The sequence below is a fragment of the Deltaproteobacteria bacterium genome (assembly GCA_015233135.1).
Lineage (GTDB): Bacteria > UBA10199 > UBA10199 > JADFYH01 > JADFYH01 > JADFYH01.
Map to the genome: position 1 here is coordinate 1 of JADFYH010000006.1, position 24959 is coordinate 24959.

The 24959-nt window shown below is 46.6% G+C and carries 19 protein-coding genes; 13 read left to right on the forward strand and 6 right to left on the reverse strand.

The features are described 5' to 3' along the window. The 3 genes from HQM15_02845 to HQM15_02855 all read left to right on the forward strand — a co-directional run. Nucleotides 1–7531: HEAT repeat domain-containing protein (locus HQM15_02845; protein ID MBF0491697.1), on the forward strand; the 7531-nt coding region annotated here is incomplete at its 5' end. Nucleotides 7532–7593: 62 nt separating this feature from the next. Beyond that, complete coding sequence (locus tag HQM15_02850) at nucleotides 7594–10041, forward strand: MMPL family transporter (GenBank protein MBF0491698.1); 2448 nt, start codon at nucleotides 7594–7596, stop codon at nucleotides 10039–10041. Nucleotides 10042–10044: 3 nt separating this feature from the next. Next, nucleotides 10045–10596 carry an elongation factor P gene (locus HQM15_02855; protein MBF0491699.1) on the forward strand — a complete coding sequence of 184 codons (552 nt, stop codon included), beginning with the start codon at nucleotides 10045–10047 and terminating at the stop codon, nucleotides 10594–10596. 139 nt (nucleotides 10597–10735) lie between these two features. Here HQM15_02855 and HQM15_02860 read toward each other — a convergent pair whose 3' ends face one another. After that, the gene (locus HQM15_02860) at nucleotides 10736–11533 is read right to left on the reverse strand and encodes a protein DA1 (GenBank protein MBF0491700.1); all 798 of its coding nucleotides are present in this window, start codon (nucleotides 11531–11533) and stop codon (nucleotides 10736–10738) included. 109 nt (nucleotides 11534–11642) lie between these two features. Between HQM15_02860 and HQM15_02865 the strand changes: the two genes are divergently transcribed. Both HQM15_02865 and HQM15_02870 read left to right on the forward strand, forming a co-directional pair. Further along, the gene (locus tag HQM15_02865; GenBank protein ID MBF0491701.1) at nucleotides 11643–11942 is read left to right on the forward strand and encodes a hypothetical protein; all 300 of its coding nucleotides are present in this window, start codon (nucleotides 11643–11645) and stop codon (nucleotides 11940–11942) included. Continuing rightward, complete coding sequence (locus HQM15_02870; protein MBF0491702.1) at nucleotides 11939–12226, forward strand: hypothetical protein; 288 nt, start codon at nucleotides 11939–11941, stop codon at nucleotides 12224–12226. Before HQM15_02865 ends, HQM15_02870 begins: the two co-directional genes overlap by 4 nt. Nucleotides 12227–12236: 10 nt before the next feature. On the opposite strand, the gene kdpC is transcribed toward HQM15_02870, so the two are convergent. The 4 genes from kdpC to HQM15_02890 all read right to left on the reverse strand — a co-directional run bounded on the left by kdpC (nucleotide 12237) and on the right by HQM15_02890 (nucleotide 16917). Then, on the reverse strand, nucleotides 12237–12815 hold the full coding sequence (gene kdpC / locus HQM15_02875; GenBank protein ID MBF0491703.1) for a potassium-transporting ATPase subunit KdpC: 579 nt from the start codon (nucleotides 12813–12815) through the stop codon (nucleotides 12237–12239). Nucleotides 12816–12825: 10 nt separating this feature from the next. Next, the gene (gene kdpB / locus HQM15_02880; GenBank protein MBF0491704.1) at nucleotides 12826–14862 is read right to left on the reverse strand and encodes a potassium-transporting ATPase subunit KdpB; all 2037 of its coding nucleotides are present in this window, start codon (nucleotides 14860–14862) and stop codon (nucleotides 12826–12828) included. Nucleotides 14863–14977: 115 nt separating this feature from the next. Next, on the reverse strand, nucleotides 14978–16684 hold the full coding sequence (gene kdpA / locus HQM15_02885) for a potassium-transporting ATPase subunit KdpA (protein ID MBF0491705.1): 1707 nt from the start codon (nucleotides 16682–16684) through the stop codon (nucleotides 14978–14980). A gap of 14 nt (nucleotides 16685–16698) precedes the next feature. Further along, nucleotides 16699–16917 (reverse strand): hypothetical protein, encoded by a 219-nt coding sequence (locus tag HQM15_02890; GenBank protein MBF0491706.1) that lies wholly within the window; start codon nucleotides 16915–16917, stop codon nucleotides 16699–16701. A gap of 280 nt (nucleotides 16918–17197) precedes the next feature. Here HQM15_02890 and HQM15_02895 point away from each other — a divergent pair, with 280 nt between their 5' ends. From HQM15_02895 to HQM15_02915, 5 genes are read left to right on the forward strand one after another with little or no spacing between them, the layout of a single operon-like run. Continuing rightward, nucleotides 17198–18319, forward strand: a complete 1122-nt coding sequence (locus HQM15_02895) for a universal stress protein (protein ID MBF0491707.1) — start codon at nucleotides 17198–17200, stop codon at nucleotides 18317–18319. Next, entirely contained in the window at nucleotides 18309–20096 is a 1788-nt protein-coding gene (locus tag HQM15_02900; GenBank protein ID MBF0491708.1) for a PAS domain S-box protein, read from the forward strand. Before HQM15_02895 ends, HQM15_02900 begins: the two co-directional genes overlap by 11 nt. A gap of 13 nt (nucleotides 20097–20109) precedes the next feature. Then, the gene (locus HQM15_02905; GenBank protein ID MBF0491709.1) at nucleotides 20110–21456 is read left to right on the forward strand and encodes a sigma-54-dependent Fis family transcriptional regulator; all 1347 of its coding nucleotides are present in this window, start codon (nucleotides 20110–20112) and stop codon (nucleotides 21454–21456) included. Between the two features lie 53 nt (nucleotides 21457–21509). After that, nucleotides 21510–21776, forward strand: a complete 267-nt coding sequence (locus tag HQM15_02910) for a GIY-YIG nuclease family protein (protein ID MBF0491710.1) — start codon at nucleotides 21510–21512, stop codon at nucleotides 21774–21776. Continuing rightward, nucleotides 21766–22095 carry a pentapeptide repeat-containing protein gene (locus tag HQM15_02915; GenBank protein ID MBF0491711.1) on the forward strand — a complete coding sequence of 110 codons (330 nt, stop codon included), beginning with the start codon at nucleotides 21766–21768 and terminating at the stop codon, nucleotides 22093–22095. Before HQM15_02910 ends, HQM15_02915 begins: the two co-directional genes overlap by 11 nt. 66 nt (nucleotides 22096–22161) lie before the next feature. On the opposite strand, the gene HQM15_02920 is transcribed toward HQM15_02915, so the two are convergent. Then, nucleotides 22162–22425 carry a hypothetical protein gene (locus HQM15_02920; GenBank protein ID MBF0491712.1) on the reverse strand — a complete coding sequence of 88 codons (264 nt, stop codon included), beginning with the start codon at nucleotides 22423–22425 and terminating at the stop codon, nucleotides 22162–22164. Between the two features lie 276 nt (nucleotides 22426–22701). Between HQM15_02920 and HQM15_02925 the strand changes: the two genes are divergently transcribed. The 3 genes from HQM15_02925 to HQM15_02935 all read left to right on the forward strand — a co-directional run bounded on the left by HQM15_02925 (nucleotide 22702) and on the right by HQM15_02935 (nucleotide 24956). Then, complete coding sequence (locus HQM15_02925; GenBank protein MBF0491713.1) at nucleotides 22702–24141, forward strand: hypothetical protein; 1440 nt, start codon at nucleotides 22702–22704, stop codon at nucleotides 24139–24141. A gap of 105 nt (nucleotides 24142–24246) precedes the next feature. Next, nucleotides 24247–24714 (forward strand): peptidylprolyl isomerase, encoded by a 468-nt coding sequence (locus tag HQM15_02930; GenBank protein ID MBF0491714.1) that lies wholly within the window; start codon nucleotides 24247–24249, stop codon nucleotides 24712–24714. Nucleotides 24715–24752: 38 nt separating this feature from the next. After that, nucleotides 24753–24956: a hypothetical protein gene (locus HQM15_02935; protein ID MBF0491715.1), complete on the forward strand. Its 204-nt coding sequence runs from the start codon at nucleotides 24753–24755 to the stop codon at nucleotides 24954–24956. The last annotated feature ends 3 nt before the right edge of the window (nucleotides 24957–24959 follow it).

Consider the following 24959-nt stretch of genomic DNA (forward strand, 5'->3'; position numbering starts at 1 on the left):
TGCCCATCAACAGGCCCAGGCGCAAGCGGCCTTAACTGAGGCCCAGCGTCAGGCGGTGGAGGCTGCCACTCGAAATTTCCAAAATGGGCCCCTGCCCCAAGGCAAATCTAAGCATCGGCGTACAAGGGAAGCAGTAGAGCTGGACCGGATTCGCAAAATATTTACCGAAGCCATCGCTCAGGACAAAGAAGAGGTGGTACGTGTTATGGCAGGTCGTCCGATGCGGAAATTGATTGAAAAAATCATAGACACAACCGGAGTGCGAATTGGAGAAGATTTACAGCTGCTGTTGATCCAACAAATTTTAGATCACTCAAAAACCGGCCAAGAAGCCTGGGACCTGGCACAGAGATATCTGCGTTTTGCACAAGGCTTGACTACAGAAGGAAAAACAAGCTTGGCGCTGTATGCACTTGTGAACCGCCCCCACGACTCGGATCTAAGAGAACGGATTTTCCTGGAATTATTCACAGGAACAACAACGGTTCGCGAGGCTATTAAAGAAATAGCCTCGCGTGCCCCTACAGATATCGAATTTGAGGATGTCCCAACGGGAGCTGCAAAGAAGGGTGTTCGGGAAAACCGGTCGCAGCTAGATGTAGCGGCTCTCATGAAGTCTCCGAGGAGGATATGTAACATCACTTCTGATCCTTTGGAGAAAGAACCAATTGAAGTCTTGAATAAAGTCGCTAGAATTTTTCTGGCCGCGTATGAAGAGAGAGAAGGTCAATTTAGGGCTCAGGAATTGCTGGGAAGCGAGCGTTCAATAGCCGCAATGTTTTTAACTTGGCGCGGCAGAGACTTGGATGTTCAGGTGAGAAATCGCCTGGTGAAATTTGTTACCACACATGTAGATGTTTCTGACCGGGTTGCAGTTTTGCAGCATTGCAGTGACTGGCTGGATTTGCAGCAAAGGCTAGACTTAGCGAGACAGTACCTTTTAGGAGGAGCCGAAATAGGAGGATGGTTTGCATCAAGTTCGTTAAGCAACGAAAAGGTATTTGCTGCTGATTTGGTGCATGCCTTGATAGAGGGATTGGAATCTGGAAACTCGCCCTTGCCCTTGATGTTGGGATTACCTGGTCTTGAGACCGCACAACGCAGTTTATTAATTAACAAATTGTTGACGCATGGAAGGCAGGCGAAAGCTGAAGGAGTTGAATCCGAGGCATGGACAACTTTTTTGGAGCAGATGGAACTTGCCGACAAGGGAGACCTCCTCAATGAAGAGGATGTTCAAGAACTGCTGCAACTCGCGTTTGCGGAAGAACCCACCCACGTTCGAGGCGAACTAGACAAGCAAACGGCCACTGCCCGTGATGCCCAAACCGCTAGAGAAAAAGATGTGTTAGAGATGCCTGCTGCACCCAATGTGACTACGACAGTTCGGGAGGAGTCTAACGAAAGGGCTAACACCCCCGGTCCAAGAGCGCGGGTTTTTTCAAGTCGTCTAAATGACGTCGATAATCCCTTTGGCTATCAACATGAGGGTATGTTGCCGGGGCGGCTCGAAGCAGAGATGAACGGAGCTGGTGCGGCAAACCCCTTTGATCCACATCCAAGGGGAGGGTTGGTGGCTCCAAGTGATTTTGGGCTTATGGGGTTTATGGGTGAAGACAGATTCTCACAACCACCTTCTGCCCCCTCAGATAGATCTACTGTTCACAGAAAACTTCCCACTTGGGGTGACCTCAACACTGCAGCACCTACCTCAGATACACGTAACAACGTTGAGGCTCGAGAAAATTTTGTCAAGCGCTATGCTTGGGCAGTGCCTACCCAAAAGGCGATTGAAGCTATTGCAAAATTTGTAGGGAAAGAAGAGATGCTTGAGGTTGGTGCTGGAAGAGGACTTTGGGCAGCTTTACTAAAAAAACAAGATGCCCGTGTTATTGCTACCGATGGTTTTCGAACCCATGATGTTCGGCGTATTTTACCCTCTGAAAGGGCAGCGCAAACCTATACAGATGTTGAACCATTATCACATTGGAGAGCCCTGGAGACCCATCCTGAGACCAAAGTACTCCTGATGATTTGGCCCCCGAAAGATGAGATGGCATTCGAGGCATTGGGTGCTTTCCAAGTACAGGGTGGAGAGAAATTTATTTTTGTTGGGGAAGCCCAGAGGGGGGGAGCCAACGGTGACGATCGATTTTTTAAAATACTGGATGAGGACTGGGAGGTGGTTGAAGAGGTCGATATTCCTAATTGGCTGGACACACGAGACCATGTGGTTTTTTACCGCAGAAAAAGAGCCACAACTTCTGACCCTCACCCTCAAGATTTAGCCCATACGCCTGGCAAAGTGGCCTTTGCATCTTCTGACATCGCTTCTGATCCGACACTTCACCCACAGGATTCAGTAGATCCCACACCTGGCTTTCTGAATCGATTGGAAGGCCAAACAGGTTTGGCGTCGATTGATAATGGGCAAGGAGAGGGAGGCGGTAAAACTGTAGGGGCAATTCACGAATCGCCCGCACGAGAAGGCGAAAATGCGGAAACCCCGCCCCTACAAAGCAAAGAAACCACCGGACCTCACAGAGAATTAGAGGCTCCCGCCCGAATGCCCCAAATGCCCTGGATGCAAAAAAGTCTGGCCTTCTTTTACGGGCACACCCATTTTGTCACCGAATTTCTAACAAACTACGGTCCTCAATTACCCCATCTTGTCTCAAGCCTTCTGAATCTCTCAGCGGGAACGGCCTTGTCCATGGCAGCTAAGCCTCCGGGCGAGGTTGGGGGCAAAGAACCTGCATCACCCGAACATTCCGTTGAAGGGGCAGTTGATCCTAAAGTAACAGCAAATATTGCTGCCTTAAGGGAGGATAAAGATCCAGAGGTTCGCGCATCTTCAGCGCAGGCTTTGGGTAGGCTCGGAGACGCCCGTGTGGTGGAGCCTTTGATGGTTGCCTTCTTGGGGAATGAAGATTCATGGGTTCGTCGCATGGCGCGGGATGCTTTAGAAACATGCGAAAAACGGCAATTTGAAGGGCGTTTGACTCCCGATTTTTTTGCCACTGGTACTCCCCACAGGCAGATTCGTCTGGCGGTTTGGAAGGCGGTAGATGCTGCACGGGTAGAGTCAGGCGCTTTTATGGTGTTTCTGAATCCTCATACGGGAGAGGCAGTAAGCTCGGAGGACCCCTCTGCGGTTCGCTTTACCTTCGAAGTGCGGGACAAAAAGTTGTTCCTTCAAACAACTCCCACTTCTCCCTATCGGAGTAGCAGCAGCAGCTTGAGCTCTGTTGAACAAAGTGTAATGGCGCTGAACGGCGCGGACGTGGCCTGGGTGAGCTGGAGACAGCAAGCAGAGCTTGTTACTCGTGGCAGGGGGACAACAGGGACTGTGGCTGAAATGATGTCCTCTGCAGCCGCTGCGGTATTCACACCAGGACACTTTGCGCGTTTGGCGAATATCCTAAGAACCGCATGGCGTAAGGATCGCCGTGAAACCACCCACGTTCGAGTCGAACTGACCCCCTCTCCCCAACCCTCCCCCGCGAGGGGGGAGGGAGAAGGAGAAGTAGAAGCACAGTCGCCCGCAGACCCCCGCGCCGCACGCCGTGGCGGGCCGGGAGAAGGCGGCATGTTTTCTGTTCCAGGCGCCGGCCTGCTGGGTTTGGCCGTGGCCATGCACAGCCCAGTGCTTGCGGGCCTTGGTCTGTTATCATTAGTGGCAGCACCTCTGGCGATGGCGACTAGTCGTGAAGGCCCTCGCGAATTTTTTCACCACCTGGGAGAAGTGCTTTTTGGCAACTCCTACCGTGGCCCAGGGTTATTCCGGCGAGCGGCAGCAGCGATTTCAGGAAATAGGCCTCCGATGGATCACCTAAGCGCCAAAGAAGCCGAACGGAGGCGCGACGAAGCCACGCGCCTGCCGGGGAGGAAAGCGAAGGAAAACAATTCTCTACCGTTGGGGCCTGTTTATCGGCAAAGTGCTGATCCTGCCCATCAACAGGCCCAGGCGCAAACGGCCTTAACTGAGGCCCAGCGTCAGGTGCTGGAGGAATGCTTAGAGCCCGGCCATCCCTATTGGAGTGAGATCCACTACCCAATGCGTCTGGATGAGGATAGTTGCCTTATACCGTTTACTTGGACTGACGAAGAGCAGCGAAACCACTTTCGCAAAATGTTTGCTAATGCCATGGCTGAGGGAAAAGAAGAAGTGGTGCGTACAGTGGTGGATCGTCGAATGTGGCGACTGATTGATAAAATCATGATCTCAACTGGAATGACAAAGACAAAATCTGTGAAGCTGCTGTTGATCCAACAAATTTTGGATCACGCAAAAACCGGCCAAGAAGCCTTGGCACTGGCACAGAGATACTTGCTCTTTACCCAGAAGCTCAGACAAGTATGGGATGGGCACTTGCCACAAGAGGGGAGTTTGCCGCAAAACGAACTGTTGTTGCATGAAGTTTACACAGCCGTGTTTCAAAAAGGGGGCACGGTTCGTGAAACCGTGCCGGTGGTTGAACAAATACTCGAGCGTTATCGTGCCCAAAGGGCAGAAGAGAACAGACGAGCGGAAAAAAGTAATGCCCATGTTCTGGAATTCCTGCGAAAACAAACCGGGGAAAGGGCTGCCAAAGAAAGAAGAGCGAGCTTGGACTATCTTGCAGAAAAGATCCCCCGTTCGGAGACAAGCTATTTTTATTCTATTGCAATCCATCATCCTGAAGATTTTGGAACGCAGGATATTGCCAACTTGATAGGTCAAGGCAACTCGCTTGACGGTTATTCGCGCTATTGGGTGAAAAGGGTCTTGTATCCACTAGCCAATCCGGCAAAAGGGTTCCCCATCCGCCAGGAAATCGCCCGCATCTTGGGTGAAATGCCCCTCGCTGAAATGGACAAATTCTTGGAAGACCTGATGTCCTTTGGCAGGGATGATGATGTGCCACCAATCCTGATTCGTTTTTTGGAGCTCGAGGAGGAAAACAAAAAGGGTTATCTGAGTGAAGCGCTTGCACGTCATTTTTTAAAACACCAATACCCTACGGCGGTTATGGAAAATTTTTTCAAGGCCACTCAAGCCTCACAGAGTGAGGCAGGTCGGCGCTTCTTACAGCGTCTTGCTTCTTCGGCTAGCGACCTCGCGCGCACCCCTGCAGAAATTGAAGCCGCCACTTGGATTAAAAATTTTCTCCAATCACGGGGATTTGATGTAACAACACAGAATCCCGCACCTGCACAAGCAACTACCGGTGTTCGTGTTAGACTGGATGGGGAGGGAGAGGGAGAGGGAGAAGGAGAAGAAGTAGTAGAAGCACAGTCACCCGCAGCCCCCCGCGCCGCACGCCGTGGCGGGCCGGGAGGAGACGGCGTGTTTACTGTTCCGGGTGCCGGTCTGCTGGGTTTGGCCGTGGCTATGCACAGCCCGGTGCTTGCGGGCCTTGGTCTGTTGGCGTTAGTGGCAGCACCTCTGGCGATGGTGGCCATTCGTAAAGGCCCTCCTTCGGGGAGGGTTTTGGCAGCTTTCCTGCTGGGCACACACGAAAAGCTTCCCCACGATGCTGAGCTGAGAGATCGTGTGCGAGCTGAGATTAGCCACAAAGTTGCTCAACACCGTAAGGACGGAAAGGATCTGTTCTACCCGATAGATGTTGCGGGTAGACACACCGAACTAGGAAAAACACTTCGAAGCTCTTTACTCTGTCATTTTGTATCGGTAGGAGACACTCTCCAACTCTCCCCAGAAGTGATAGACGCAGTTCGTTCTTACTTGGAACAAATAGAAAAATACACTGATACAGAGACTAGGAGGAAACGCGCGGTGCTCTTGGCCGTGTTGGACATTGCAACGAATACTAATCCAGCACTTCAATCAAGAATGATTGCTCTACACAACAGTTACACCTTCCGTTTGACAGAAGCAATAATGGCTGGAGAAGCTCTCATTTTCCCCGTCCTGCTCAGCGCCTGGGCGGTTGTAGCAAGTCCAAATCGTTTTGCTCGCCTGGCAGCAGGTGTTGCACAACATTTCGGGTTGGAAGCAAATCCTCTCTTGTCGGCAATCCTGGTCCGAGGGCTTGCAAAGTACAATTTTCCTCCGCAAATGCTGCTTTGGATGTTTTCCCGTTTTGGAATTTCCCGCACACCCACTCAAATGGATCACGCTGGCGTTTACCGGACCAGCCACCCCGCTGCCCCAATGCTCGAAACAGGACTGAGTGCCCAACGCAGAAATGCCGGGCAGGCCTTTATAAAATCCCTGGCCAGGGGCAAGGACGCAATCGCCCAGGCCACGCAAAGAAATTCAATCAGTTTGAGACAAATAGTGGAAGAAGCCCTTGCAGAAGGAGAATCCAGGGGTCAGAACCTGGGACATGGCCTGCAGATGAATCGCAAGATAGCCATCCTCGATTTCCTGAAGAGCAGAGAGGGACGGCAGATGGTTGGAGAAGCTATCCCGAAAGATGACTATGATAAACAAAATTGGTTCGATGTGGAATTCAAAACATTACTGCATGCGGCACTCCGCGCCAATTCGATATCCGGGGCCAGGCGGGCTATCTTGAAATACCGCGAGCGGCGTGAACTCGTGTATCAAAAACTATCAAGAGAAACTCTGTATAGCCCGCTAGGCTGGTATGCATTCGTATCGATAATCATGGAGGCCCTTACAGCAGGGAGATTTTCCGTTGAAGATTTGGAAAAAAGAGATCGACGACTTGAGCTAGATCCCTCAATTGGACTTATTCGCATAGGCCTGCACTGTTGGCCTGGGGATGGAAAAATAGGGGGTCCCCAGCAGAACGCTTACGCTGCTCTTTATTATGCACAGAATGCACTGTCTGAAGAAACTAAGATTGCCAACACATTAAGATCGCAAGTTTCTCCTGACGCACTTCGTTCTTACCTGGCCCTTTTGGGAAATATCCCACTGGATTCTCTGTTGGACAACACCCCCTTTGTGCAGGTTCTCCTCGGAAAGCACCACGCAACTCAGTTCCCTCAAGAGTGGGCGGGACTCGTCCGAAATATCCGGAAGTGGATTGAAAAAGAAAAAAGTGAGGGCAGAGACCCTGTGCTGGCCCACAAGGTATTAAGGGTCGTCGTGGAATCCGGGGCACTGCTGCAGACTACACAAGATTCTTTCGCAGATGCGGAAGTGGCGGCCTGGCAAAATTTATTGCAGCCCCTGCTGCAAGACAAAAAATTCGGGAACTTGCACCAGGCAATTCAAAAAATATTGGATCACTTGGATGCTGATGAAGGGGCTGCCCTCAAAGAGTTTCTTAAGGCAAAAAAAATAGCCCCAGAAGCTCCGAGACGAGTAAGAATTGATACTGAAAATAACGATGGGGTTGAGGAAGAAGAAGCTGCAGGGCAATCCACTCCTGCAATTCCTACGGTTGTGAAACGGGGCAGAGGTGGATCTGCAGGAGGAGGCATTCAGACTCCGCTGGGCTTTGCTGCCGCTGGTCTGGGCATGTACCTGCACAGCCCCCTGCTCACCGCGATGGGCGTAGCCAGCGCACTGGCGCTGGGAATGGTGTTTGCCGTACGGACACGACGAACCTGAAAATTATCCCCCAGCAAAAATTTAAGGAGATTATTTTATTTTTTCTGTTATAGGGAAAATTTATGTTTAAAACCTATACCCATTTTATTTACCGCGCAAAGTGGTCTCTTGCCCTGCTTTTTATTGCCTTGTTTGTCTTTAGCTTATTGCAGGCCAGTCAGCTCAAACTCAAAAGTGATTTCAAGGAACTCCTCCCCTCCAACTTTCAGAGCATAAAAGATTTGGACAAAATTATTGAAAGGGTGGGCGGAGAAGGATCTCTGATTATTGCCATTGAATCGGACAATCCCCCAAACTCGATTCGTTTTGCAAACGACCTGGTGGCGAAGCTCAAACAATATCCGCCAGAATATGTGTATCAAATTGATTACAATGTTTCGGAAGCCAAGAAATTTTTTGAAGAAAATAAATTTCTTTATCTGAATCTGGAAGACCTTCAGGAAATTCATGATCGTCTGGACAAACGCATTCAAAGAGAAAAACTCAAAACTTCGGGCCTGTATTTAGATTTTACAGACAGCGAAGAACAGAACAGCCTTTTCTCCACCAAGGATATTGAAGATAAATACAAGGGAAAAACCAGCCAGTATGATGAGTACATCGATGGCTATTTTTTTGGTGAAAAGGGAAAATTAATGGCGGTGGTCTTAAAGCCCCCGGGCGCGGCCTCGGGAGTGGAGTTTGCCAAAAAACTTTTGGACAAGGTACAAAGCACCGTGCAGGAATTGAATCCCGGCAGTTATGATCCTTCAATAAAAGTAGATTACACAGGCAAATTTCGAAGGACCCTGTTTGAATATCAAACCCTCATCGATGACATCGTCGAAACCGCCCTCTTGTGTATTTTTTTGGTGGCCCTGGCCGTCTTTGTCTATTTCAGACGACTGCGCATGGTGGTGCTCATGGCCTGGGCCATTGCCAACGGCGTCGCCTGGACTTTTGCGATCACCCAAGGAGAGATCGGCTATTTAACGACGCAAACGGCTTTTCTGGGATCGATCATCGTGGGCAACGGAATCAATTATAGTCTCATCTTCATGGCCCGTTATCTGGAGGAACGCAAGGGCAAGAAATCTTCTTTGCAGGCACTGGAAATTTCGCTGCGCAGCACTTTCTCGGGAACCCTGGCCTCAAGCCTCAATACCGCCGTGGCCTTTGAAGCCCTTTTGATGACCCAGGTGAGAGGTTTTTCTCATTTCGGTTTCATTGGGGGATTAGGAATGTTCGCCTGCTGGGTGGCCACCTACACGGTGCTTCCTGTCTTTTTAAGTATTACTGAACAGATTTTACCGGTGGTGAAAGAAGACCATGTCCCCCGTTTTAATCTTTCACTCATGACCCCTCTGGTAAAACTTTTTCAAAAACATGCAAGGCCTGCGGTGTATGCGGGACTTGTTTTTTCAATCCTCTGTGTTCCTTTGCTTATTTATTTTATTCCGCATTCCCTGGAATACAATTTCAATAACCTGAAGGTGAAAACCAAGGGCCAGGCCATTGCGGAGCAAGACAAACTGGGAGATAGAGTGCGTGCTATTTTTGGCAGTTCCGTGAGCCCTGCAGTGCTCCTATTAGATCGGGCCGACCAGGCGCTGCCTTTGTGTAAAGAAATAATGCGAAGATCGGAGATGGATCCTCCCGAACAAAGAATGGTACAAAATTGTAAATCACTTTACTCTTATGTTCCGGAAGATCAGGAACAAAAAATAGAACTGCTCAAAAGCACAAGAAAACTGCTTGAAGACAGTTCTATGAATTTTTTAAATGAAGAACAAAAGCAGGAAGTGGAAAGGTTTAAAAAAGAATTTGTAGGAAAAACAATTGCCTTAAAAGATATCCCTGAAAATATTGTAAAAATTTTCAGGGAAAAAAATGGGGAAGTGGGAAGACTGGCCCTGGTTTATCCCAGTGACCACGCCTCCATCTGGGAGGGAAAAAACCTCATGCGCTTTGCGGATCTGATTCGGCGAAATGTTTTACCGGGTGGCGAAGTCATCACAGGATCCGGGGATGCCGTCATTTTCAGCGATCTGTTGAGGGCCGTAATTCATGATGGCCCCCGCTCCACTGCCCTGGCTTTCATCGCCGTCTGCCTGGTCGTCTCCCTTATTTTCAGGGAAAGAAGAGGCATCTTTTTTATCATCGGCACTTTATTGGTAGGGGCCCTTTGGATGGGCGGAGTGATTGCCCTCTTTGATATTAAAATCAATTTTTTCAACTTCATCGCCATCCCCACCACCTTTGGAATTGGAGTCGATTATGGAGTCAACATTTATCAGCGCTATAAACTGGAAGGCAGAGGATCCCTTACCAAAGTGATAAAAACCACCGGAGGGGCTGTGGCACTTTGTTCGCTCACCACCATCATCGGTTATTTCACTCTCATTATTGCCAAAAATCAGGCCCTGGTTTCTTTTGGCTGGATTGGAATTATTGGTGAACTCACTTGTTTAATCGCAGCGTTAGTCTTTATCCCCTGCTGTGTCATTTTACGGGAACAACGAAAGGCTTAATTTATGATCAACGCCACACAAATTCGAAGCGGAATGATTTTAAGAATCGAGAACGTACTTTATCGCGTCCTGAAAGTTCAACACATCACGCCCGGCAAGGGAAACGCACAAATTCAAACCGACATCCGAAATCTAAAAACAGGCATCAAACACAACATGCGCTTTCGTTCGGTAGAAGCGGTAGATGAGGTGGAGTTGGAGGCCAGCAACATTAATTTTCTCTATCAGGAGGGAGATACTTTTCACTTTATGGATCCCAACTCTTACGAGCAATTTGAACTCAGCAAATCTTTTTTGGAAGATGCCCTGCCCTACCTGAAACCGGAAATCCAAATCATGATTTTAAGTTTTGAGGGAGCCTATGTCAGCTACACGCTGCCCAAACGCGTGAACCTGACGGTGGTGGAATGTGACCCTCCCAGCAAAGGCATGGCAGGTGCACTCAAGACAGCCAAAGTCGAAAACGAAGCAGAATTCAAGGTGCCCCTTTTTATTAAACCCGGCGATGTAGTGGCAATTGATACGGAGACGGGGGAGTATTTGGAGAAGGGTTGAGAGTCGCGCAAAAAAATAAGTGTTACAAATCTTGAATTCCACTTGGGAATCCCCTCTCCCTTGAGGGGAGAGGGTTAGGGAGAGGGTGCATGATAGAAAAGTACAATAGGGGAGGGTGGAAACGTTGATCTAAACTGAATCAGCGACCAAATATCTTCCTCAACACCGAACTTTCATAGCCCTTTTTATTTTTCAAAAGATCGGCCATCAAACGCTTCCAACCCAAGGCTTGCAACTTGTTGAGCATGAGGCGAAAGCCGTTGCCATAAACAGGATCTTTGCTTTCACTCATTCTTTTAATTAAAAATTTTGCCAAGTCGGATGGGTCGTTCGAATAAATTAAAAAGCTCCCCAACTCGCAAAGACCTTCATTATAGAGGGGAGAGAATTTGAATTCTTTTTCATTTTGCCAGACGTGCAACAATTCATGGGCCAGCACCGCTTCAAATTCTATTTGAGGCAATCCGTACAATACCCCTATTTGATGCGTCAGCCCCACTCGCTTGTTGTTGCTAAAATGCACATGACTCAAAGTAAGGCCCGCCGTGTTTCTTTTGCGAGAATGAGAAGACAAGTCGTGTAAGCCACTCAGCACAATCTCGATATTTTTGGGGATGTCTTGAAAGCCCACCGCTTCGAGCAAAGCCAAGACTTTTCTCTTGCTACGATTCACAGCAATTGAATCGGTAATCGCGACCTTTTTACAAAGACCGCAAATGGCCCTTCCATCGCTGTATTGGTAAGAACCTGCAGAAGTATGGCGAGATATTATGCGATGACAGCTATAACAAAAAACAAGATGATGATAATCGTGGGCCGAATTGGCCCAGGCATCTTGAGCGACTCTCCCCGATAAAATTTTGAGACAAATGCAGCATTGAGAGCTTTCTATTACAGACACCGGAGGCTTTTTTTTGAAGAAGGAGAAAAGTCCCATATTTTTTCAATCATTCATTAAATTTGGTTTTTCGACAAGGGCTTTTGGTGGGATTTCCCCCTTGATAAAAATCCCTATTAGAGTAGCCTTTAGAGAGGAGGTAAAGATCATGCGAGCACTCTTACAAACAAATTTTAAAGAAGTGGCCGAGGTGAAAGCCGATTCTAAGAATCGAATTTCTTTGGGTCGTAAGATACAGTCTATTGCGAAGCATTATCGATTATACCAAGAATCTTCCACAGGAAAAATTCTTTTAGAGCCTTTGCATGTCATTCCTGTTTCCGAGCCTTGGTTGAAAAAGAATTTAAAAGCAAAAAAATCCGTAGAACGCGGTATTACTCAAGCAAAGGCTGGCCGTTTGATTAAGATTACTGAAGATTTCACCAAATATATTGAAGACCCCGAATGAACTTCAATATTCATTTTACTTCTGAAGCAGATAAACAGTACCACAATCTTTCCCCAGTAAAGCTAAAAAAAGTACGTAGAGTATTGGGATACCTCCAGACCAATCCTCGACATCCTTCTCTAAACACTCACCTCTACAGAGGGTATTTAAATCCCTTCGATCCTAGTGCTGCTATTTTTGAAGCCTATGTTGAAAATAAAACTCCAGGAGCTTATCGCATTTTTTGGTGTTATGGTCCTGATCGTGCAGACATCACGATACTTGCTATTACTGCTCATCCTTAATGAAAAAAATCTAATGTTGAATTAAATCCAACGCCAAATTCAACCTCAAAACATTCACCCTCGCCTCGCCAAAGAGCCCCCATTGAGGGCCCTGAGTTTCTTGCCCAATCAATTGATTCACTTGAGCTAATGGAATTTGACGCTGAGCGGAAATCCTTGTTGCTTGCAGATAAGCGGCCTCTGGGGAAATATGAGGATCCAGTCCACTGGCGGATGTCGTCACCAAATCGACAGGAATTTGCCTGGGCTGAACGCCCGGATTTTCTTCCAGCACTTTTTTAATATTTGCATTCAGATTATCCGCCAGCTTTTGACTGGTGGGCCCCAAATTTGTACCCGAAGAATTTGCGGCATCATAACCTTTGTCTCCCGCTGCTGAAGGGCGACCCTGAAAATATTTGGGGTCGGAAAAGTTTTGACCGAGTAATTCAGACCCGACCACTTGGTTATTTTTTAGGATTAAACTCCCTTCTGCTTTTTCTTTAAACAGGACCTTCGCCAGCAAAGTAACACTGAGTGGGTATAGGCCGCAGAGGATGAGAAGCAATACGAAGGTCATGAGTGTGGATTTGTAGAGGCTGGATAACATAAATGGCTCCTTAAATAATCCCAAAACCAGAAATAATCAGATCAATAATTTTTATCCCCACAAAGGGAATCACGATGCCACCCAGGCCATAAATGAGTAAATTTCTTTTGAGAATAGCAGCCACAGAACTGGGTCTGTATTTGACGCCCCTCAACGCCAGAGGAATCAGCAGCACAATAATGAGCGCATTAAAGATGACGGCTGAAAGGATAGCGGATTCTGGAGTAGCCAGGTTCATCACATTCAAGATCGCCAAACTCGGATAGGCGATCATAAAAATGGCCGGCAAGATGGCAAAATATTTGGCCACATCGTTGGCCACGCTGAAGGTGGTGAGAGAGCCTCGAGTAATGAGCAGTTGTTTTCCAATCTCGACAATTTCAATAATCTTGGTGGGATCTGAATCTAGATCCACCATATTGCCTGCCTCGCGCGCAGCTTGAGTACCCGTGTTCATGACCAAGCCCACATCCGCCTGAGCAAGAGCTGGAGCATCGTTGGTGCCATCGCCAGACATCCCCACCATGCGACCCTCACTTTGAAAGGCCTTGATGATACCCAATTTTTCTTCCGGTTTTGCTTCGGCCACAAAATCATCCACTCCCGCCTCTTTCGCAATCGCTTTGGCGGTGAGTTTGTTATCTCCCGTAATCATGATGCTTTTGATGCCCATGGCTCGAATACGCTCAAAGCGATCTCGAATACCGGGTTTGACAATATCTTTGAGGTGAATGACACCCAGCACTTGTCCGTCCTTGGCTACCAAGAGAGGGGTTCCTCCATCGATGGAGATTCTTTCCACAGCACGGATCGCTTCAATCGGAACTTCGCCCTTTTGTGCCTTCACCCAATTCTGCACCGCATCCACCGCTCCTTTGCGAATCGAATTCCCACCAAAATCGATACCACTCATGCGCGTCTCGGCCGTAAAAGGAACACTCTGGGCCGATTCGAGGGGCTTCATCTTGGCCCCCAGTTTGATGGCAAGATCTACTATAGAGCGGCCTTCCGGGGTTTGATCGGCATAAGAAGAGAGTAGTGCTGCCCCAGCCAGTTCTTCCAAATCAATCTTCGGAACCGGAATAAATTCCGTTGCCATACGATTACCGATGGTGATGGTCCCCGTTTTATCCAGAAGCAAGATATCAATATCGCCCGACGCCTCTACCGCGCGTCCTGACATGGCCAGCACATTACGTTGAACCAGTCTGTCCATTCCTGCTATTCCGATGGCAGAGAGCAGACCTCCAATGGTGGTAGGAATCAGGCAAACCAACAAGGAAATCAGAATGACCGCAGAGACAGTGGCCTTACTATAAATGGCAAAAGGCTGCAGGGTAACCACGGCCAGCAGAAAAATAATCGTCATCCCTGAGATCATGATACTCAGCGCAATTTCGTTGGGCGTCTTTTTTCGCACCGCCCCTTCAACCAGGGCAATCATGCGATCGAGAAAAGATTCCCCAGGATTGGTGCTGATGCAAATAATGATTTTATCCGATAACACGGTGGTGCCTCCCGTCACCGCGCTGCGATCTCCACCGGCTTCACGAATGACCGGGGCCGATTCTCCGGTGATGACCGCCTCATTGACCAGGGCTGTCCCTTCTATCACTTCCCCATCGGCAGGAATGATTTGTCCTTGCTCGACGACCACGACATCTCCTTTTCGGAGTTTCGAGGAAGAAATTTGCTCCACCTTTCCTTCTGCCGTTTGACGAAAGGCCAAGGTATCGGTTCGGGTTTTTCGGAGCGAATCGGCCTGGGCCTTGCCACGCCCTTCGGCAATGGCCTCTGCAAAATTGGCAAAGAGTACGGTGAACCATAGCCACAGTGAAATCTGCCCATTGAAATTGGCTAAATGCAGGTCATGGATGGAGAAGAGGCTATGAAAGAAGGCAATGCTGGTAAGCAGGCTACCGATCTCAACAATAAACATCACCGGATTTTTCACCATCACTCGCGGATCCAATTTCTTGAAGGCATCGAGAATGGCTTGTTGGACGAGATCAGGGTTCCACGCTTTTTGTGTTTTGGTGTGTGACATATTTTTTTCGATCTCCTCCCCTTAAGCTAAGGGGAGGTCGGGAGGGGTTATGGCCTCTTGCACGAAATTGCCATAACGCCCCCTAACCCCCTCTTAGCTTAAGAGGGGGAATACATTAAAACAAACTTCCTCTCCCCATTTCCAAATGCTCAACAATGGGACTCAAAGTGAGAACAGGAAAGAAAGTTAAGGCCCCCACTAAAATAATAATTCCAATCAAGATCGCCACAAAAAGCCAGCCATGCACTGGAAATGCGGCCTCTCCCCCGGGATGGATTTTTTTACGGACTAAAGATCCAGCCAAAGCAAGCACGGGAATCATCATCCCAAAGCGACCGATCAACATAGCGATTGCGAGCGTAACATCATAAAAAGGAGTACTGGCCGTAAGCCCCGCAAAGGCGGATCCATTATTTCCAGTCGCGGAAGCATAGGCATAGAAAATTTCTGAAAGGCCATGAGGGCCCGAGTTGTTGAGACCGGCAAGACCCAAAGGACTGATGGCCGCATAGGCGGTGAAGGACAAGATGGAGAGGGCCATGAGGATCACCGCAATCATCACGAGTTTCACTTCAGACGCTTCTATCTTCTTGCCCAGATATTCCGGGGTTCGCCCGACCATGAGGCCTGTGATAAAAATAGTGAGGAGGATGAAGAGCAGCATTCCATACAATCCGGCGCCTACTCCTCCAAAGATGATTTCCCCAAATAGAATATTGACGAGCGGGACAATCCCGCCAATGGGGGTGAAGCTGTCGTGCATCGAGTTGACCGCTCCACAAGAGGCATCGGTGGTGATGGTTGCGAACAAGGCAGAATTAAACACGCCGAAGCGAACTTCCTTGCCCTCCATATTCGCAGCAGAAGCAAGCCCTGCCTGATGAAGCACTGAGCTACCGGCATATTCCGCCTTTGCGCAAATTAAACCGCCTGCGATAAAAATAATCGCCATCGTCGCCCACACAGCCCAGGCATGCTTTTTATTTCCTGTCATTCTTCCCAGAAGATAAACGAGGGCAGAGGGAATCAAAAAGATGGAGAGCATCTGAATGAAATTGGAAAGCGGGGTAGGATTTTCAAAAGGATGAGCCGCATTGGCATTAAAGAAGCCCCCACCGTTGGTTCCCAACATCTTGATGGCCACTTGGGAAGCCACCGGACCTTGCGCAATGGTTTGTTTCAGGCCTTCGAGCGTCGTGGCCTCGGTATAGGCATAGAAATTTTGAATCATTCCCTGCGACACCAGAAAGATCGCAAAGATAAAACTGATAGGAAGCAAGATATAAAGATTAGCGCGCACCAAATCGGCCCAAAAGTTTCCAATTCCCTTGGCCTGTTTTCGGGCAATACCACGAATAAGAGCCACTGCCGCTGCCATTCCTACTGCAGCGGAAATAAAATTATGAAACGTGAGCCCCACCATCTGAGAAAAATAGCTCATCGTGCTCTCGCCGCCATAGGCTTGCCAATTGGTGTTAGTGGTAAAACTCACCGCGGTATTTAAGGCCAGATGCCAGCTGAGACCTGGCAGCCCTTGAGGATTAAGAGGAAGCTTGTGTTGAAAAAGTAGAATCAGAAAGGTCAAAAGACAGGTAAAAAAACTAAAAACCAACAAGTGCAGCGTATAGGTTTTCCAGTTTTGGTCTTCTTCAGGATCAACGCCAGCCAGCCTATAGACCAGTTTTTCCACCCCTCCAAGAAGAGGAGTAAGAAAATGTCTAGACCCCGTGTACACGCTTTCCAGGTAGATCCCCAAAGGTTTTGCACTAAGAATGAGAATACCCAGAAAAAGAAAAAGTTGAATGAAATCTCTTGAAGACATGAGGAGCTTCCTTCCTAAAATTTTTCAGGGATTAATAGAGTTAAACACAAATAAGCCAACACCGCGATGGAAAGAAAAAACAAAAGATAATCAATCATAAATCTCCACTCCTTAATTTTCACCCCTGCCATGAGGAGTAACATTCTTCTTCGTTCTAAATTTCTATAAAGATACAAAGAGACCCCCATTACAAAAACACAACAGATTCCATTAGCAATTTGATTGGGAGTCATACATCACCTCTTCCACCCGGATGGGTAGCATGTCTTGTGCCAAAATTTATACTTTCATAACCAGTGAATAAGTAAAAAAAATTAACAATGAAGAGGGGTCAGAATTTAAAAACATTAAATTATTAAAGAGCATGCTTACAATTTGTAAGCTTATCACTAGCATAGAAATAGCTAGCTGTTATGATGGAAGTCAGTAAATGCCTTGATTATCGTCAGTGATGAAATGCTATGTTTTGGTACGAAGCTTGCTTCTCAAAATAGAGGGAATGGAATCAAACTCATGAATAAATTTGAACAACTCGTCCAAAAAAAAAATAAAGGTCTTCTGACAGTTTATTTGGGCTATGCGGCTGGTGTAGGAAAAACCTATGCGATGCTGCAAAAGGGTCATCAGCTCAAAAAGGCAGGCCTGGATGTAGTCATTGGCTATTTAGAACCCCATGCGCGGCAAGACACGATGGATCAAATCAAAGATCTTGAAATTCTTCCCACTCAAACTTTAAAAATCAGCAATCAAACCTATTCGGAAATGGATGTTGAAATCATTCTGGAACGAAAACCCCAAGTCGTACTCATCGATGAACTGGCGCATACAAATATCCCAGGTTCTAAAAATGAAAAACGCTATCAGGATGTTTTGGAAATTTTAGACCAAGATATCGATGTGATCAGCACCCTCAATGTTCAACATCTCGAATCGGTTGCAGACAGAATTGAATCTGTCACAAAAGTGCCTATCCGGGAACGCTTGCCCGACTCCATTCTTCAAAAGGCCCATCAAGTGATTAATGTGGATGTGACCACCGAAGAACTTCGGGAACGTTTACGCCTGGGGAAAATTTATTCCAAGGAAATGGCTGAAAAGGCCATGCTTAATTTTTTTTCCCATCGCAATCTTTCTGTGCTTCGAGAAATTTCTTTACGGGAAGCGGCTGGAGATCAAGTGCGAAAGATTCGAGAGGGAGAACTCGTTCAGGGAGAGGATGCCGCCCTCACTCAAGAAGCTATCATGGTAGCCCTGAGTTCCAATCCCTCTAACGCAGAAGAGCTGATCCGAAAAGGCGCACGCATTGCTTCTTATCTTTCTTCAAAGCTTTATGTGGTCTATGTGCAAAACAGCAAGGAAGCCCCCACGACCATCGATTCTGGCTTGCAGCGAAAAATTCAGGAAAATTTAAAGCTTGCCTTAAGCCTGGGAGCAGAAGTGGTGACCCTCAAATCGAATACCGTCTCCCAAGCACTGGTGCAGTTTGCCCAAGAAAATAACGTGTACCACGCGGTGTTTGGAAAATCCCGTTTATCTCCCTTGCAGGAAAGACTGCGTGGCTCAGTCCTTTTAGATTTTCTCCACGATTCGGTGGGGATTGATGTGCACATTTTGAGTACGGTGAATGAAAAATAAAAAACTTATGCCCAATATTTCCACCTCTTATTACCCCCCTTTACGCCTTAGAATTTTACGCAGTTTTTTGTGGGTCATCTTCAGTTTTATTACTCTGGGTTTTATTTTAGTCTCTGCTGTTTTTGTTACCAGTGGGATGACCCCAAAATTAATTCGTGTAAATTATGATTCGATCGCCGCGGCCCAGCAAATGCGAGAAGCCTGGGTCGCGCTCAGACATCCGGAAGAATATTTACAAAAAGATCCTCAGCCCTGGAAGGATCAGTTTGAAAATGCCCTTTCCTCAGAAGAAGAAAACATTACGGAGCCTGGAGAAAAAGAAATTGCCCTGCAAATTCGATCTCTCTGGAATTCAAATAAAGAAAAAACAACCTTCACTTCTGTGGAAGATTTCCATCAAATGCTGGTTTATCTCAATCAGGTGGTTGAGGTGAATGAAAAAGGAATGTTTTCTCTGGCTTCTCAGAGTCGAATTTTGAGTCAGAAAATTTTTTACGGCTCTTTGGCATTTTTCTTACTAACGGTCTTACTCACTATTTATTGGGCAGATCAACTTTCGTTTCGACTTGCCCAGCCCATTAAAAACATTGCTGAAATTTTGCGAAGCAAACCCAGTCTGGTCAAGCCCTTGAAACTTCCTGAAGCCAATACCCTGGAACTTTCAATTTTAAACAAACAACTCCTCGACCTCTGGGATCAACTCAGCCAGTTGAATAAACTCAATCTCCAGCAACTGGTAGCCCAGAGGAATCAGCTGGAAACCATTCTCTCTTCCGTGGAAGATGGTATCCTGGTGCTTAACAATGAAGAAAAAGTGGTGCTTTGCAACGAAGGTTTTGCCCTGCTCTTCGGAATGGAAAGTGAAAGCATTATCTACAATTCCTGGAGGGATTTACCGAGTCTTCACGAAAATTATCTTCGTCTTCGAAATTTTTTGAGCCCCGAACTTACTACTCAAAATTCTATCGAACTCAATATCGAGGGAATCAAAATAGTTTTTGCAGCGCGATTTCGTAAAATTTATGACGATCAAAATCACCCTATTGGTTCTCTTTATTTGCTTCACGATGTCACTCAAAAACTGGGGATGCAGCGTTTGAAGGAAGAATTTATTTCTGTGCTTTCTCACGAAATCAAAACTCCTCTTCAATCTTTGGGCATGGCAGGAGAACTGCTGATGAATCGCAAAGAAAAGCTGGATGCAGATTCTCAAACGCTGGTTGAGACCATGAATGAAGACATCTCTCGAATTCGGGCCATTGCCAATGATTTTATTCAAGTGGGACAACGAGAGACTTCTTACCTCAAATTAAATTTGGAAAATCTCTGCCTCAATGAAGCGCTGCAAGAGTGGATCAAGCCCTTTCGTGTTTTAGCAAAGGATAAAAACATCCAGCTTCAATTATTAGAAGCCACAGAAAAAATCTGGGTGAATGTCGATAAAATAAAATTTCCCTGGGGCATATCCAATTTACTCTCCAATGCCATTCGTGTTTCGGATAGCGGAACCACGATACAAGTTTCCCTTTCCCTGAAAAATCAAAAGGTTTGCCTGGAAGTAGCCGATGAAGGCCCTGGCATCTCCGCTCAAGCCGAAAAAAATATTTTTGAACCTTATTATCAGGATTCTAAAAACAAACAGAATACGCGCGGCTTTTTGGGAATTGGTTTAACCATTGCCAAAGAAGTGGTAGAGGCCCATGGAGGAAAAATCGAATATCAGAACAGACAACCTACAGGGGCAATTTTTAGGATAGAACTTCCAGTTTTGGGTTAGAGAAAATAAATTTATGAGCAATTCTTACTCCGTCCTCCTCGTAGACGATGACAAAAATATCCGCCAAACCTTAAGCCTCAGTCTGAAAGAAAATGGCTTTGAGGTGAGCAGTGCTGCCTCTGTCGATGAAGCGATTCAACTGCTTAAGACTCAGACTTTCGATTGGATGCTCACTGACTTTCGCTTGGGAGAAAAAACAGGCCTGGATTTAATCCAAAAAGCAAAAATACTTACGCCGGCTTTACTCATGGTAGTGATGACGGCCTATTCCTCCATTGAAAATGCGATCACGGTCATCAAAGAAGGGGCCTTTGATTATCTTCCCAAGCCCTTCACCCAAGCACATTTGCAGCATCTTACGCAAAAAATACGCAGCTTTCTGGAACTCAAAAAAGAAAACGAAAGCCTCAAACAAGAAAGCCTCAAAAGAGATTATTTTTCTGGTTTTACTTCTCCCGCCAGTACTCGACTCGAAGAGTTCATTCGCAAACTTGCCCCCAGCGATTGTACCATTCTTCTGTTGGGAGAAAGTGGAACGGGGAAAAGTGAGCTCGCCAAATTGATCCATCATTATTCTCCTCGAGCCCATAAACCTTTTGTGACAGTTTATTGCACCACTTTGACCGAGTCTCTCGTAGAGTCTGAACTTTTTGGTCACAAAAAAGGTTCTTTCACAGGAGCCCTTCAAGATAAAAAAGGGAAATTTGAAATCGCCAGCGAAGGCACTTTGTTTCTGGATGAAATTGGCGATCTGTCTCCCAACGCGCAAGCCAAACTCCTTCGCTTTCTGCAGGATAAAGTCTTTGAAGCGGTAGGAAGTAACGAGGAAATCAAGGTCGACACGCGTGTGCTCGTCGCGACTAACAAGGACTTAGCAGAAGAAGTCTCCCAAGGTAAATTTCGAGAAGATCTCTATTATCGACTGAATATTTTTGAATCTCATTTGGTTCCCCTTCGATATCGCATGGAAGACCTGCCGGTTTTTATCGAACACTTTTTTGAGGAGTTTAAAAAACGCGGGATTTTAAAAGACAAACCCCTTCTCTCCGCAGAAATCCTGAAGGCCTTTCAGGATTATTCCTGGCCTGGAAATATTCGCGAACTGCACAATGTTTTGGAACGCCTGGTGATCTTATCTGCCCAGCGAAAAATTAAAATGGAAGATCTGCCGGATGCCCTGCTCAAGAAAAAAGTGGAAAACAAAAAACAGGAGCATGGCCTCATCAGCTTGGAACAGCTGGATCGCAGACACATTGAATATATTTTATCCCAGGAAAGTAATTTGGAAAAAGCCGCTGAGATTTTAGGGATTACTCCGGTGACGCTGTGGAGAAAACGGAAGGAATATGGGTTGAATTAAAGCCTTGCTTGACTTCCCTAGCCATTCTTCTAAAATTTGCCACTGGCTTGACCATGCAAAATCATTTCGTCTACATTTTGGAAACTGCCAAAGGCCCCTATTACATAGGTTACACGACGGACATTGAGAAAAGAATGAGGGCCCATCGGAGTGGTAAAGGGTCAAAATTTGTACGCGCTTTCAAGTTTGGACAATTGTTGTATCAGGAAAGGCATCTCACAAAATCAGGGGCTTTAAAGCGAGAAGCTGAGATAAAAAAATGGGATCGAAGTCAAAAAGAAACGCTTATTTTTGGAAAGGAGGAGGGTTATGGCCGATGAAATTGCATTAAATTTATTGATAGATGATAAGTTTATTGAACTGAACAACTTAATTGATTCTCGAGGGGGTGAAGTAGATCTTTCAAATGCAAATATTCGGGCTCGAGATTTGAGAGGTTGCCATTTTAAAAAAGCAAACTTGAGAAATACTTACCTCCGCTTGAGCGATCTGAGGGGGCTGGATCTTTCACAAGCAGACCTGGAGGGTGCCAGTATGCGTGATGCGAAAGTCAGCGGGGTTTATTTTCCAAAAAATATTGATCCACAAGAAATCTATTTGAGTCTGCGTTTCGGAACCCGAATGCGCATAAGGGCCTAAACAAACGGATGTCATCCTCCCTGCTTTTCTAAGATGACATCCATGAGATTAGTTTCGAAGTCAAACCTACCATCTTGTGTGAAAACGTTCATGCCAATAACGAGGATGCTTCTCTTCTCTTTCCCATCGATGTCTCCTGTACTCGTGTCTTGCATAATGGGGATGATATTCTGGCTGTTCCTCGACATACCTTGGTTCCGCATAGGCATAAACTGGTGCGGGAAAACCCAGGCTGAAAGAAAATGAAGCATGAGCTTCTGAGTTTTTGGAGGGGATACTCACCAAGAGTAAGGCCGCCAAAGCAAATGTACTGAGTATTAAGCGTTTCATTTTATTCTCCTTTTCTAGGTTTGCATTGCATACTCTCTGACTAAGCAAGGTAGCATATTCCCTGCCAAACCTAGATCTGAAAACAAGCTAATGAAATGAAACGATTATTTGGATAGGACAGAACTTGTGAAAAAAATAAGGTGGGGAAAAACGCTATAAGATGCGTATTTTTTCTACAGGCTTTGATACTTTTTTACTTAATCTTACAAAATATATTCCGTTAGGTCATTCAGTAGGTGGCGTCTGACGAAGATTTAAAACCTTCAGGAGCATGAAATGAAATTTAATAAGAAGAGTAACGTCGCGATCTTTCTCTCTTTCTGTTTCATGCTTTCTTTTTCAGCCTATCTTGCCTGCAGCGGTTCCAATTCAACAAATAGTGACAGCCGCAACCAAACAACCGACAGCACTGGCAACAGCAGTGGGGGCTCAAACGGCAGTGGGGGTTCAGTCAATGGAGAAGGCAGTGGCGGATCAGGAACGACTCAGGGAAATTTAAGTTCGGTTGCAAGCTCCTGGAGCAATGGTGCCCCACCCGATTTGGGAGCTTATCACCCCTTTCTTTCGAGCAATGACTGGTATACCAACATATCAAACGCTTCTGTAGATGCAGATTCCGATAATATTATCGCGGATGTGACTGCAGATAACGGGGGCACTTTAAATCTTCAACCCGATTTCGGTTCAAGCCTTTTTCTGGGAAACCCCATAGGAATTCCCTACGACGTTGTTTCTAGTTCATCGACTTCCATGACAAACATCACTATTGGTGAAAATGGATATCCAGAGGAGAGTGATCCTGGTCCCAACAATTCCACCGATAGAATCCCCATTCCAGCTCCCCTTCCCAGCAGCACTCACATTGAGGGAGGAAATGATCACCATGTCCTACTAATTGATAAAGACAACTATTGGCTTTATGAAATTTATCATGCTGTAAACAATAGGTCGTCCTGGACTGCAGATCAAGTAACGCTTTGGGATCTGCAAGACAATACCAAAAGGCCCTGGACTTGGACCTCAGCGGATCAGGCCGGTCTTTCGGTTTTTGCAGGATTAGTGCGTTACGATGAAGTACAAAATGCCATCGCCTCTAACGGAGATATGGGGCATGCCATTCGGGTCACTGTCAGTAGAACTTTAGAGGCCTTTATTCCCCCCGCCTCTCATCCCGGCGGTGGAAATGATCCCACTGCGCATTCAGCAAAAATGGGAATGCGTTTTCGATTGAAATCGAGCTATCTACAAAGTCATTTGTCCGATTTCAGCCCTCAAAATCAGGTCATCCTGAGAACCCTTGCTAAATATGGAATGATTGTTGCTGATACAGGAAGTGATTTCCTGATTTCTGGAACCCAAGACGCACGTTGGATTGAAGAGGAGTCCTTAGGGGGAATTGCACAACTCTTAAATGTCCCAGGATCTGCTTTTGAAGTGGTAGCACACAGCACAGAATACACTCGTGCAAATGCACCAACCGGAAATGCCCCAATCCTCAACTCTTTTTCAGCCAACCCCGCAAGCATCGTGAGGGGAGCTAGCGTTACCTTGAACTGGAATGTCTCAAATGCATCCACAGCCATTATCACTCCCGATATCGGCCCCGTTCGGGGTTCTTCGATAAGCATCCATCCAAGCTCATCGGCTACCTACACCCTTTATGTCACTAATGAGTTTGGGAGATCCTCAGGGACAGTCAATGTGAATGTAGAATAGCAAGAAGGACATTTCTTTACTGTGCCGCAATCCAAACAATTCCCCTTGATCAATTTTGGAAAAAAAGCTTTAGCAGCCCGACTTAATCTCTAAGAAAGGCTTTGTATGTCTAAACGTGTTATTTCCTTCCACTATCAACTCACCAATAACGACGGAGAAGTATTGGATTCCTCAAAGGGACATAGCCCTTTGGCCTTTATCGAGGGCTCCCAGCAGATTATTCCAGGTCTGGAAAAAGAGCTTCTTTCATTGCAGACAGGAGATAAAAAGAAGGTGTTGGTAAAAGCCGCCGAGGCCTATGGCGAAAGAGACAACAAATTCGTCATCAGTGTTCCTCGAGACAAATTTCCTCCAGATGTAGTGGTGGGGGATGAATTTCAAAACAGTGAAGATGAGCACAGCATGCCTTTCAAAGTGATCTCGGTAAATGAAGGCTATGTAGAGCTGGATGCGAATCATCCCTTGGCAGGTGTGGATTTGACCTTTGATGTGGAACTTATCGATATTCGACCTGCAAGTCAGGAGGAATTGACCCATGGCCATGTACATGGTGAAGGGGGACATCCTCATTAGGACTGTTCATAGGGAAGAATTTCGCTTAGAATGGGGAAATGAACTTAAGTCTGGGCTCCGTTTTCATCAGCCTCATTTTTAGTATCGTCGGAATTTCCGCCTGGCGTTATGGCAAGGCAAAGGCCAGTGGTCGGCACATGTTGTTGGGGGTAGCACTGATGGCCTACAGCTATTTTGTTCCCAATGAATGGGCGAGCCTGGCGGTGGGATTGGGTTTGAGCCTTTTCCTGTTTTTCCTTTGAATC